Annotated in this window: 9 protein-coding genes; 5 read left to right on the forward strand and 4 right to left on the reverse strand. The window is 61.8% G+C overall.

Annotation, left to right across the window (positions count from 1 at the left end; all coding sequences use genetic code 11):
* Positions 1-14: 14 nt before the first annotated feature.
* From HRH33_RS08990 to HRH33_RS09005, 4 genes are all read right to left on the reverse strand, one after another.
* A complete protein-coding gene (locus HRH33_RS08990) occupies positions 15-755 on the reverse strand; it encodes a YciK family oxidoreductase (protein ID WP_034096528.1) in 741 nt (246 codons plus the stop codon).
* Positions 756-941: 186 nt separating this feature from the next.
* On the reverse strand, positions 942-1,613 hold the full coding sequence (mupP, locus tag HRH33_RS08995; RefSeq protein ID WP_034137439.1) for an N-acetylmuramic acid 6-phosphate phosphatase MupP: 672 nt from the start codon (positions 1,611-1,613) through the stop codon (positions 942-944).
* A gap of 4 nt (positions 1,614-1,617) precedes the next feature.
* Entirely contained in the window at positions 1,618-2,316 is a 699-nt protein-coding gene (gene ubiG, locus HRH33_RS09000; RefSeq protein WP_010211967.1) for a bifunctional 2-polyprenyl-6-hydroxyphenol methylase/3-demethylubiquinol 3-O-methyltransferase UbiG, read from the reverse strand.
* Between the two features lie 64 nt (positions 2,317-2,380).
* Positions 2,381-3,712: a TRZ/ATZ family hydrolase gene (locus tag HRH33_RS09005; RefSeq protein WP_034137440.1), complete on the reverse strand. Its 1,332-nt coding sequence runs from the start codon at positions 3,710-3,712 to the stop codon at positions 2,381-2,383.
* A 109-nt stretch (positions 3,713-3,821) separates the two neighbouring features.
* Here HRH33_RS09005 and mtnA point away from each other — a divergent pair, with 109 nt between their 5' ends.
* The 5 genes from mtnA to hisC all read left to right on the forward strand — a co-directional run bounded on the left by mtnA (position 3,822) and on the right by hisC (position 11,515).
* Positions 3,822-4,892: an S-methyl-5-thioribose-1-phosphate isomerase gene (mtnA, locus tag HRH33_RS09010; protein ID WP_167416545.1), complete on the forward strand. Its 1,071-nt coding sequence runs from the start codon at positions 3,822-3,824 to the stop codon at positions 4,890-4,892.
* Positions 4,893-5,315: 423 nt separating this feature from the next.
* Entirely contained in the window at positions 5,316-7,970 is a 2,655-nt protein-coding gene (gyrA, locus tag HRH33_RS09015) for a DNA gyrase subunit A (RefSeq protein WP_034137442.1), read from the forward strand.
* A 243-nt stretch (positions 7,971-8,213) separates the two neighbouring features.
* Positions 8,214-9,299, forward strand: coding sequence for a 3-phosphoserine/phosphohydroxythreonine transaminase (serC, locus tag HRH33_RS09020; RefSeq protein WP_034096533.1), 1,086 nt, complete (start codon positions 8,214-8,216; stop codon positions 9,297-9,299).
* Complete coding sequence (gene pheA, locus HRH33_RS09025) at positions 9,299-10,393, forward strand: prephenate dehydratase (RefSeq protein WP_034096534.1); 1,095 nt, start codon at positions 9,299-9,301, stop codon at positions 10,391-10,393. Before serC ends, pheA begins: the two co-directional genes overlap by 1 nt.
* Positions 10,394-10,402: 9 nt before the next feature.
* The gene (gene hisC / locus HRH33_RS09030) at positions 10,403-11,515 is read left to right on the forward strand and encodes a histidinol-phosphate transaminase (protein ID WP_167416546.1); all 1,113 of its coding nucleotides are present in this window, start codon (positions 10,403-10,405) and stop codon (positions 11,513-11,515) included.
* The last annotated feature ends 8 nt before the right edge of the window (positions 11,516-11,523 follow it).

An 11,523-nucleotide genomic window follows, 5' to 3' on the forward strand; every position in this document is an offset into this window, starting at 1 on the left:
AGTTGTGTCAGTGGTTACTGGGCATCGAATGCCTGCCCATTCACGCCCGCGCTGTCCGGCCCCATCAAATACAGGTACACCGGCATGATTTCCTCCGGTGCCGGCCTTTCCATCGGGTTTTCCCCCGGATAAGCCTGGGCACGCATGCTGGTGCGGGTGCCGCCTGGGTTGATGCTGTTGGCCCGCACCGCCGCCACATCCTCCAGTTCGTCGGCCAGGGTCTGCATCAAGCCTTCGGTGGCGAACTTCGATACGCCATACGCGCCCCAGTACGCCCGGCCTTTGCGCCCGACGCTGCTGGAGGTGAACACCACCGATGCATCCTGGGACAGCTTGAGCAGCGGCAGCAAAGTGCTGGTCAGCATAAACATCGCATTGACGTTCACATGCATCACCCGCATGAAGTTCTCGCCGGACAACTGTTCGATCGGCGTGCGTGGGCCGATGATCGAGGCGTTGTGCAGCAGGCCGTCGAGGTGGCCGAATTCCTTCTCGATCATCGCCGCCAATTCATCGTATTGATGGGGCAGGGCGGTCTCCAGGTTAAACGGAATCACCACCGGTTGCGGGTGGCCGGCGGCTTCGATTTCGTCATACACCTGGGCCAGGTTAGCTTCGGTCTTGCCCAGCAAGAGCACGGTGGCGCCATGGGCGGCATAGGTTTTCGCCGCTGCCGCGCCAATCCCGCGACCGGCGCCGGTCACCAGGATGACGCGGCCTTTGAGCAGTTCTGGACGTGCGGAGTAATCAAACATAAATAGCCTCGACAGAATTCAACATGTTTCAGCACAAAACTTGAGACCGGTGGAGATCCCTTGTGGGAGGGGGCTTGCCCCCGATAACGGTGGATCAGTCAACAAATGCAGTGACTGACACACTGCAATCGGGGGCAAGCCCCCTCCCACAGGGGATCTTCATCGGTCAGCTGGATCGGTGAGCCATCAGCAACTGCATAGCGCGTTATCCAGCACCTTGCGCAGTTCCAGCGGGTGATCCACCACCACATCCGCGCCCCAGTGGCGCGGGTTGTCATCCGGGTGGATATAGCCATAGGTGACCGCGGCTGTGCGCGTGCCGGCGTCGCGGCCGGACTCGATGTCACGCAGGTCGTCACCCACGAACAGCACGCTGGCTGGGTCGAGGTCGAGCATCTTGCACGCCAGGATCAGCGGCTCGGGGTCCGGTTTGCTGTTCTTCACATGGTCCGGGCAGATCAGCAATGCCGAACGCTCGGCCAAGCCCAGCTGCTGCATGATCGGCTCGGCAAAGCGCACCGGCTTGTTGGTGACCACGCCCCAGATCAGGTTGGCCTTTTCGATGTCCGCCAGCAGCTCGCCCATGCCGTCGAACAGCTTGCTATGGATCGCGCAGCCCTTGAGGTAGCGTTCGAGAAACTCTTGGCGCAGTTCCTCGAAGCCTGGGGACTCGGGGTCCATCGAGAACGTCACCGCGACCATCGCCCGCGCGCCGCCGGAGATTTCATCGCGGATGTGTTGGTCGTTGATCGGCGCCAGGCCTCGGTCGGCGCGCATGGCCTGGCAGATGGCGATAAAGTCCGGCGCCGTATCCAGCAGGGTGCCGTCCATATCGAAGAGAACCGCTCGCAACTTCACAGGCTTACTCCTCGCGCAGGGTCTGGATCATGTAGTTGACGTCGACGTCGTTGGCCAGCTTGTAGTGCTTGGTCAGCGGGTTGTAGGTCAGGCCGATAATGTCCTTGACGGTCAAACCGGCCTGGCGGCTCCAGGCTCCCAGCTCGGACGGGCGGATGAATTTCTTGAAGTCATGGGTGCCGCGCGGCAGCAGCTTCATGATGTATTCAGCGCCGATGATCGCGAACAGGTAGGCCTTAGGGTTGCGGTTGATGGTGGAGAAAAACACCTGGCCGCCCGGCTTGACCATGCGGAAGCACGCGCGGATCACCGATGACGGGTCCGGCACGTGTTCGAGCATTTCCAGGCAGGTGACCACGTCGAACTGCTCGGGCATCTCTTCGGCCAGGGCTTCGGCGGTGATCTGGCGGTACTCCACGTTCACGCCGGACTCCAACTGGTGCAGCTGGGCCACGGCCAGTGGCGCTTCGCCCATGTCGATGCCCATCACCGTGGCACCGCGCTGGGCCATGGCTTCGCTGAGGATGCCGCCGCCGCAGCCGACGTCCAGCACCTTCTTGCCGGCCAGATTGACGCGTTCGTCAATCCAGTTGACTCGCAGCGGGTTGATGTCGTGCAGCGGTTTGAACTCGCTTTCGCGGTCCCACCAGCGGTGGGCCAGGGCTTCGAATTTGGCGATTTCGGCGTGGTCGACGTTGCTCATGGTGCATCCTCTGAATCTGATAAATCGGTGGGCCGGTGTTGAACGCGCAGGTTCACCACCGTCGTTATTCGTGCTGCCCGCTGATGCGCCGGCCCCAGGCGACGGCCGTGGCGGTCAACTGTTGCTCATCCATGCGGGTCAATCGCCGGTCGTCGAGCAACTGCTTGCCGGCGACCCAAAGGTGTTTCACGCAATCGCGTCCGGTGGCATATATAAGCTGTGAGACCGGATCGTAGATCGGTTGTTGCGCCAGCCCCGACAGATCGAAGGCGACGATATCCGCCGCCTTACCCAGCTCCAGCGAGCCGATCTCAGTGTCCAGCCCCATGGCGCGCGCTCCGTTGAGCGTAGCCATGCGCAGTGCGCGGTGCGCGTCCAGGGCGGTGGCCGAACCGGCGACGGCCTTGGCCAACATCGCAGCGGTGCGGGTTTCGCCGAGTAAATCCAAGTCGTTGTTGCTGGCGGCGCCGTCGGTGCCGAGGGCCACATTGACGCCAGCCTGCCACAGACGTTCCACCGGGCAGAAGCCACTGGCCAGTTTCAGGTTCGACTCAGGGCAATGGATCACGCTGGTATTGCTTTCTACCAGCAAAACCAGGTCGTCCTCGCTGATTTGAGTCATGTGAACGGCCTGGAAGCGCGGCCCCAACAGCCCGAGGCGGCTCAGGCGCGCCAACGGCCGCTCGCCGGTCTGCTCCACGGCTTGCTGCACCTCGCCGGCGGTTTCGTGTACATGCATATGGATGGCGGCGTCGAGTTCTTCGGCGATTACTCGGATTTTCTCCAGGTTGGCATCGCATACGGTGTAGGGCGCGTGGGGGCCGAAGGTGATATTGACGCGCGGGTGGTGCTTGAGGTCGCCGAACAGCTCGATGCCCTGGCGAATCGCTTCATCGGCGGTGCTGGCGCCAGGGATCGGGAAATCGAGGATCGGAATCGCGATCTGCGCGCGCATGCCGCTGTTGTGTACGCAGTCGCTGGCGACCTTGGGGTAGAAGTACATATCGGAGAAACAGGTGATGCCCCCTTTGAGCTGTTCGGCGATAGCCAGGTCGGTGCCGTCGCGTACAAAGGCTTCATCGACCCACTTGGCCTCGGCGGGCCAGATGTGCTTTTCCAGCCAGGTCATCAGCGGCAGATCATCGGCCAGGCCGCGAAACAGACTCATGGCCGCGTGCCCGTGGGCGTTGATCAAGCCGGGGCTGAGCAGCATGCCCGGCAGCTCGCGCACCTCGGCGGCTTGCAGTTTCAGCGCTGCCGCCCGAGGCCCGATAAAGGCGATGCGCCCGTCGCGGATGCCCAGGCCGTGCTCCCTGAGCACCACGCCGGCGGGCTCCACAGGTACCAGCCAGGTCGGCAACAGCAAGATGTCGAGCGGGGCGGCGGTGGGGGTCATCGCGGGCTTCTTCCTGGGCAGCTATAAAAGAAGCGCGAAGTATACCCGAGCGTCCTGGCTGGCGGATCGCTATAATCGGCGGCTTTTGTTCATGAGTGCGGAGTAAGGGATGCGCGATCGACTGTTGGCTGCGGATAAAGTGAAGGCCATCGATTGGCGCGACGGCACGCTGCACCTGCTCGACCAACGCGCTTTGCCGTCCCGCGAGCGTTGGGTCGCCTGCGCCACGGTGGACGAAGTGGCCGCGGCCATCCGTGGGATGGTGGTGCGCGGCGCGGCAGCCATCGGTATCAGCGCGGCCTATGGCCTGGTTCTGGCCGCTCGGGCGCGCATCGCCGAGGGCAGTGACTGGCAAGCCGGGTGGGAAGAAGACTACGCACTGCTCGCCGAGAGTCGTCCGACCGCGTCGAACCTGTTCTGGGCCCTCAAATGCATGCGAGACCGCCTCGACCGTCTCAAGAAACACGCCGATCCGCTGGCTGCGCTGGAAGCCGAGGCCATTGCGATTCATGAAAGCGACCGCGAAGCCAACCTGACCATGGCGCAATTGGGCGTCGACCTGATCCGCAAGCATCAGGGCAATGCCCAGGCCATTTTGACCCACGGCAACGCGGGCGCGCTTGCCACCGGCGGGGTCGGCACGGCGCTGGGGGTGATCCGTGGCGCATTCCTTGAGGGCATGGTCGAGCAGGTCTACGTCAATGAAACCCGTCCGTGGCTGCAAGGTTCACGGCTGACCGCCTGGGAGCTGGCAGGCGAGGGCATCCCGGTCACGGTGAATGCCGACTCGGCCGGTGCCCATATCCTCAAGACCAAAGGTGTGACCTGGGTGGTCGTGGGCGCGGACTGCATCGCCGCCAACGGTGATGTGGTCGGCAAGATCGGCACCTACCAACTTGCGGTCTGCGCCATGCATCACGGCGTGCGCTTTATGGTAGTGGCGCCGAGTTCCACCCTGGACCTGATGATGGAGACCGGCGAAGACGTCGCCCTGGAAGAACGCAATGCCGGTGAATTGCTGGAGGTGATGGGGCAGCAGCTGGAGGTCGGCGCCTACAACCCGGTGTTCGATGTGACGCCAGCCGACCTGATCGATGTGATCGTGACCGAAAAAGGCATCGTCGAACGGCCGGATACCGCGAAATTGGCCAAGTTGATGTGCCGTAAGCGGCTGCACTGAAGTTTGTGTGGAGGCTGAAATGGTCATCGGGGGCAAGCCCCCTCCCACATTTGACTGTGTTTACATTTTCAGTGTGCGAGGGGGCTTGCCCCCGATTGGCCCTAAAAGTCAACAAAACCCTCGGATTCTCCCTCGAAAAATACCATCACCCCACCTCTGAGCCCCTCTCGTCGCCCTCAAGCCTGTCATCCGTCAACTTACTATGCTCCATGCCCATCAAGGGGATAGGTGCGTGGCGGCGATTGTGATAACATCCGGCGGTTTCCAAGGTCACCCCGAGGGGCGGCCTATAACGTGCAGATCCGTGTCATAACTCGTTGATTTGTCGTAAGTCGTTGCCAGGCACTCTGCCGGCAGCGGCGAGCTTCGTTCGTCCCATATGGATGTGACGAAGTTTCACCCGAAAAAGGAATCAGGCTTCTCATGGGCGAACTGGCCAAAGAAATCCTCCCGGTCAATATCGAAGACGAGCTGAAACAGTCCTACCTCGACTACGCGATGAGCGTGATTGTCGGTCGAGCACTGCCTGATGCGCGCGATGGCTTGAAGCCCGTGCACCGGCGTGTGCTGTTCGCGATGAGCGAGCTGGGTAACGACTGGAACAAGCCGTACAAGAAATCTGCCCGTGTTGTCGGTGACGTGATCGGTAAGTATCACCCTCACGGCGACACTGCGGTGTACGACACCATCGTACGTATGGCCCAGCCGTTTTCCCTGCGCTACCTGCTGGTAGACGGTCAAGGCAACTTCGGTTCGGTCGACGGCGACAACGCCGCGGCCATGCGATACACCGAAGTGCGCATGACCAAGCTGGCGCACGAGCTGCTGGCCGACCTGCATAAAGAAACCGTGGACTGGGTGCCGAACTACGACGGCACCGAAATGATCCCGGCCGTCATGCCGACCAAGATCCCCAACCTGCTGGTCAACGGTTCCAGCGGTATCGCCGTGGGCATGGCCACCAACATCCCGCCGCACAACCTCGGTGAAGTCATCGACGGTTGCCTGGCCCTCATCGACAATCCTGAGCTGACCGTCGATGAGCTGATGCAATACATCCCTGGTCCGGACTTCCCGACCGCCGCGATCATCAATGGTCGCGCCGGTATCATCGAAGCCTACCGCACCGGTCGCGGGCGCATTTACATGCGTGCCCGCTCGATCATCGAAGACATCGACAAGGTCGGTGGCCGCCAGCAGATCGTGATCACCGAACTCCCGTACCAGCTGAACAAGGCGCGTCTGATCGAGAAGATCGCCGAGCTGGTCAAGGAGAAGAAGCTCGAAGGTATTACCGAGCTGCGCGACGAGTCCGACAAGGACGGTATGCGCGTCGTGATCGAGCTGCGTCGTGGCGAAGTGCCGGAGGTGATCCTCAACAACCTCTACGCCCAGACCCAGCTGCAAAGCGTGTTTGGTATCAACGTGGTAGCCCTCATCGACGGTCGCCCGCGCATCCTGAACCTCAAGGATCTGCTGGAAGCCTTCGTCCGTCACCGTCGCGAAGTCGTCACCCGCCGTACCGTGTTCGAACTGCGCAAGGCCCGCGAACGTGGCCACATCCTGGAAGGCCAGGCGGTTGCGTTGTCGAACATCGATCCGGTGATCGCGCTGATCAAAGCCTCGCCAACCCCGTCGGAAGCCAAGGAAGCGCTGATCAGTACGCCTTGGGAATCCAGCGCCGTGGTAGCCATGGTCGAGCGCGCTGGCGCCGACTCCTGCCGTCCGGAGAACCTGGACCCGCAATACGGTCTGCGCGAAGGCAAGTACTTCCTGTCCCCGGAACAGGCCCAGGCCATCCTGGAACTGCGTCTGCACCGCCTTACCGGTCTGGAGCACGAGAAGCTGCTGGCCGAGTACCAGGAGATCCTCAACCAGATCGGCGAGTTGATCCGCATCCTCAGCAGCGCGGTGCGCCTGATGGAAGTGATCCGCGAAGAACTGGAAGTGATCCGCGCCGAATACGGCGATGTGCGCCGCACCGAGATCCTCGATGCGCGCCTCGACCTGACCCTGGGCGACATGATCCCGGAAGAAGAGCGCGTGGTGACCATCTCCCACGGCGGCTATGCCAAGACCCAACCGTTGGCGGCCTACCAGGCCCAGCGTCGTGGCGGTAAAGGTAAGTCGGCTACCGGCGTGAAGGATGAGGACTACATCGCTCACCTGCTGGTAGCCAACAGCCACACCACGCTGTTGCTGTTCTCCAGCAAGGGCAAGGTGTACTGGCTCAAGACCTACGAGATCCCGGAAGCCTCCCGTGCCGCCCGTGGTCGTCCGTTGGTCAACCTGCTGCCGCTGGACAGTGATGAGTACATCACCACCATGCTGCCGGTCGAGGAATACACCGAAGGTCACTTCATCTTCATGGCTACCGCCAAAGGCACCGTGAAGAAGACCCCACTGGAATCCTTCAGCCGTCAGCGCAGCGTGGGCCTGATCGCCCTGGAGCTGGACGAAGGCGACGTGCTGATCTCGGCCGCCATCACCGATGGCGAACGTGAAGTCATGCTGTTCTCCGACGGTGGCAAGGTTACGCGCTTCAAGGAGTCCGACGTACGCGCCATGGGCCGTACCGCCCGTGGTGTGCGCGGCATGCGTCTGCCGGAAGGGCAGAAGCTGATCTCGATGCTGATCCCGGAAGAAGGTAGCCAGATCCTCACCGCTTCCGAGCGTGGTTACGGCAAGCGCACCGCCATCAGCGAGTTCCCGGAGTACAAGCGTGGCGGCCAGGGCGTGATCGCCATGGTCAGCAACGAGCGCAACGGCCGTCTGGTCGGCGCGGTGCAAGTGCTCGACGGCGAGGAAATCATGCTGATTTCCGACCAGGGTACCTTGGTGCGTACTCGCGTGGCCGAAGTGTCGAGCCTGGGGCGTAACACTCAGGGCGTCACCTTGATCAAGCTGGCCAAGGACGAAAAACTGGTGGGCCTGGAACGCGTCCAGGAACCCTCGGAAGTCGAAGGCGAAGAGCTGGAAGGTGAGGCGTTTGAAGGCGAGGTGATCCCGACAGGCGATGACACCGTCGACGAGCCTACCCTCGACGCTGCCGCAGACGAAGAAGAACCGCAGGAATAAGCGGACACACAGGGGGCGGATGAAGATTCGCCCCCTTGTTGTTTGTCCCCTATGAAATAACACGTCCTTTGGCTGGACGCGGTCAATGTGGGAGCTGGCTTGCCTGCGATGGCAGCGCCGCGGTATCACTGCGCTACCGAGGTGCCCTTATCGCCGGCAAGCCAGCTCCCACAAGGGTTCGCTCCAGAGAAAGGTTGTTACCGAACATGATTGCAGCCCCACCAGATCAGAGTGAGATTGGATGTGAGCAAGAGAGCCTATAACTTCTGTGCCGGTCCCGCGGCGCTTCCTGAAGCAGTCCTGCAGCGCGCGCAGGGTGAACTCCTCGACTGGCATGGAAAAGGCCTCTCCGTGATGGAAATGAGCCATCGCAGCGATGAGTTCGTGTCCATTGCCACCAAGGCCGAGCAGGACCTGCGCGACTTGCTGGACATCCCCTCCAATTACAAAGTGTTGTTCCTGCAAGGCGGCGCCAGTCAGCAGTTCGCCCAGATCCCGCTGAATCTGCTGCCGGAAGACGGCACTGCGGACTACATCGACACCGGTATCTGGGGGCAGAAAGCCATTGAAGAGGCTTCGCGCTACGGCCACGTCAATGTGGCGGGCACCGCCAAGCCTTACGACTATTTCGCGATTCCCGGTCAGAACGAGTGGAAGCTGTCGAAGGACGCGGCCTACGTGCACTACGTACAGAACGAAACCATCGGAGGCCTGGAGTTCGACTGGGTGCCGGAAGTCGGTGACGTCCCGTTGGTGTGCGACATGTCCTCGGACATCCTCTCGCGCCCGATCGATGTGTCCAAATACGGCATGATCTACGCCGGCGCACAGAAGAACATCGGCCCGAGCGGCATCCTGGTCAACATCATCCGCGAAGACCTGCTGGGCCGCGCCCGCTCGCTGTGCCCGACCATGCTCAACTACAAGGTCGCGGCCGATAACGGCTCGATGTACAACACGCCGCCGGCGTTCGCCTGGTACCTGTCGGGCCTGGTGTTTGAGTGGCTCAAGGAGCAGGGCGGTGTGGCTGCCATGGGCAAGCTTAACGAAGTGAAGAAGCGCACCCTGTACGACTTTATCGATGCCAGCGGCCTCTACAGCAACCCGATCAACAAAACGGATCGCTCGTGGATGAACGTACCGTTCCGCCTGGCCGATGATCGCCTGGACAAGCCGTTCCTGGCCGGTGCCGACGAACGCGGTCTGCTCAACCTCAAAGGCCACCGTTCTGTAGGTGGCATGCGCGCCTCCATCTACAACGCTGTCGACATCAACGCGATCAACGCGCTGGTGGCCTACATGGCAGAGTTCGAAAAGGAACACGGCTAATGTCTGAACAAGAACTCAAGGCCCTGCGCGTTCGCATTGACAGCCTGGACGAGAAAGTCCTGGAGCTGATCAGCGAGCGCGCGCGATGCGCCCAGGAAGTGGCGCGAGTGAAGATGGCGTCCCTGGCCGAAGGCGAAGTGCCGGTGTTCTACCGCCCTGAACGCGAAGCCCAAGTGCTCAAGCGTGTAATGGAACGCAACAAGGGCCCGTTGGGTAACGAAGAGATGGCGCGGTTGTTCCGTGAAATCATGTCGTCGTGCCTGGCCCTGGAGCAGCCGCTGAAAGTGGCGTACCTCGGTCCTGAGGGCACCTTCACCCAAGCGGCGGCCATGAAGCACTTCGGCCACGCGGTGATCAGCAAACCAATGGCGGCGATCGACGAAGTGTTCCGCGAAGTGGCGGCCGGGGCGGTGAATTTTGGCGTGGTGCCGGTGGAGAATTCCACCGAAGGTGCGGTCAACCACACCCTCGACAGTTTCCTTGAACACGACATGGTGATCTGTGGCGAAGTGGAGCTGCGTATCCACCACCACTTGTTGGTGGGCGAGAACACCAAGACCGACAGCATCAGCCGCATCTATTCCCACGCTCAGTCCCTGGCTCAGTGCCGCAAGTGGCTGGATGCCCACTACCCGAATGTCGAGCGCGTGGCGGTGTCCAGCAACGCCGAAGCGGCCAAGCGGGTCAAGGGCGAGTGGAACTCAGCGGCGATCGCTGGGGATATGGCCGCGGGCCTGTACGGCCTGACGCGCCTGGCGGAAAAAATCGAAGACCGCCCGGACAACTCCACGCGCTTTTTGATGATCGGCAATCAGGAAGTGCCGCCGACCGGCGACGACAAGACCTCGATCATCGTGTCCATGAGCAACAAGCCCGGCGCCCTGCATGAGCTGCTGGTGCCGTTCCATGACAACGGGATCGATCTGACGCGCATCGAGACTCGGCCTTCGCGCAGCGGTAAATGGACCTACGTGTTCTTTATCGATTTCGTCGGCCATCACCGCGACCCGCTGGTCAAAGGCGTGCTCGAGAAAATCAGTCAGGAAGCCGTGGCACTCAAGGTGCTGGGCTCCTACCCGAAAGCGGTTTTGTGAGGCGTTAACATGAGTGGCAACTTCCTCGCCCTGGCTCAGCCGGGCGTGCAACAACTGTCGCCTTACGTTCCGGGCAAGCCGGTGGACGAGCTGGCGCGCGAGTTGAACCTGGATCCGGCCAACATCGTCAAGCTGGCCAGTAATGAGAACCCGTTGGGCCCAAGCCCCAAGGTGTTGGCGGCGATTCGTGAAGAGCTGGCGGAGCTGACCCGTTATCCGGACGGCAATGGCTTCGCACTTAAGTCCTTGTTGGCGGAGCAATGTCGTGTGGAACTGAACCAGGTGACCCTGGGCAACGGCTCCAACGACATTCTTGAGTTGGTAGGCCGTGCTTATCTGGCCCCGGGCCTGAATGCGGTGTTCAGCGAGCACGCGTTCGCGGTCTACCCGATCGTGACTCAGGCCGTTGGTGCCGAGGCGCGGGTGATTCCAGCCAAGGAGTGGGGGCATGACCTGCCGGCCATGCTGGCGGCCATCGACGCCCAGACCCGCGTGGTATTCATCGCCAATCCGAACAACCCCACCGGCACCTGGTTCGGTGCCGAAGCCTTGAACGACTTCCTGCAGGACGTGCCGGAGCATGTGCTGGTGGTGCTGGACGAAGCCTACATCGAGTACGCCGAAGGCAGCGATCTGCCGGACGGCCTGGATTTCCTCGCGGCGTATCCGAACCTGCTGGTGTCGCGCACGTTTTCCAAGGCGTATGGCCTGGCGTCGCTGCGGGTGGGCTATGGCCTGTCGAGCGCGGTGGTCGCCGATGTGCTGAACCGCGTGCGCCAACCGTTCAACGTCAACAGCCTCGCCCTGGCGGCGGCCTGTGCGGCGGTGAAGGATGTCGACTACCTGGAAGAAAGCCGTCGCCTCAATGAAAGCGGTATGCAGCAGTTGCAGGATGGCTTCCGCGCATTGGGCCTGGGCTGGATTCCGTCCAAGGGCAACTTTATCTGTGTCGATCTGGGCCAAGTGGCTGCGCCGATATTCCAAGGGTTGCTGCGCGAAGGTGTGATCGTGCGCCCGGTGGCCAACTACGGGATGCCGAACCACCTGCGTATCACCATCGGCTTGCCGGCTGAAAACAGTCGCTTCCTGGAGGCGTTGGCCAAGGTTCTGCCTCGTGGTTGATGTCACTG

This window comes from Pseudomonas rhodesiae, from assembly GCF_013285305.1.
GTDB classification, from domain to species: domain Bacteria; phylum Pseudomonadota; class Gammaproteobacteria; order Pseudomonadales; family Pseudomonadaceae; genus Aquipseudomonas; species Aquipseudomonas rhodesiae.

What these genes read in the sequence shown, in the direction of transcription:
- HRH33_RS08990 (WP_034096528.1), bottom strand. Translation starts at nt 755, where the DNA reads ATGTTTGATTACTCCGCACGTCCAGAACTGCTCAAAGGCCGCGTCATC.
- ubiG (WP_010211967.1), bottom strand. Translation starts at nt 2,316, where the DNA reads ATGAGCAACGTCGACCACGCCGAAATCGCCAAATTCGAAGCCCTGGCC.
- HRH33_RS09005 (WP_034137440.1), bottom strand. Translation starts at nt 3,712, where the DNA reads ATGACCCCCACCGCCGCCCCGCTCGACATCTTGCTGTTGCCGACCTGG.
- mtnA (WP_167416545.1), top strand. Translation starts at nt 3,822, where the DNA reads ATGCGCGATCGACTGTTGGCTGCGGATAAAGTGAAGGCCATCGATTGG.
- gyrA (WP_034137442.1), top strand. Translation starts at nt 5,316, where the DNA reads ATGGGCGAACTGGCCAAAGAAATCCTCCCGGTCAATATCGAAGACGAG.
- pheA (WP_034096534.1), top strand. Translation starts at nt 9,299, where the DNA reads ATGTCTGAACAAGAACTCAAGGCCCTGCGCGTTCGCATTGACAGCCTG.
- hisC (WP_167416546.1), top strand. Translation starts at nt 10,403, where the DNA reads ATGAGTGGCAACTTCCTCGCCCTGGCTCAGCCGGGCGTGCAACAACTG.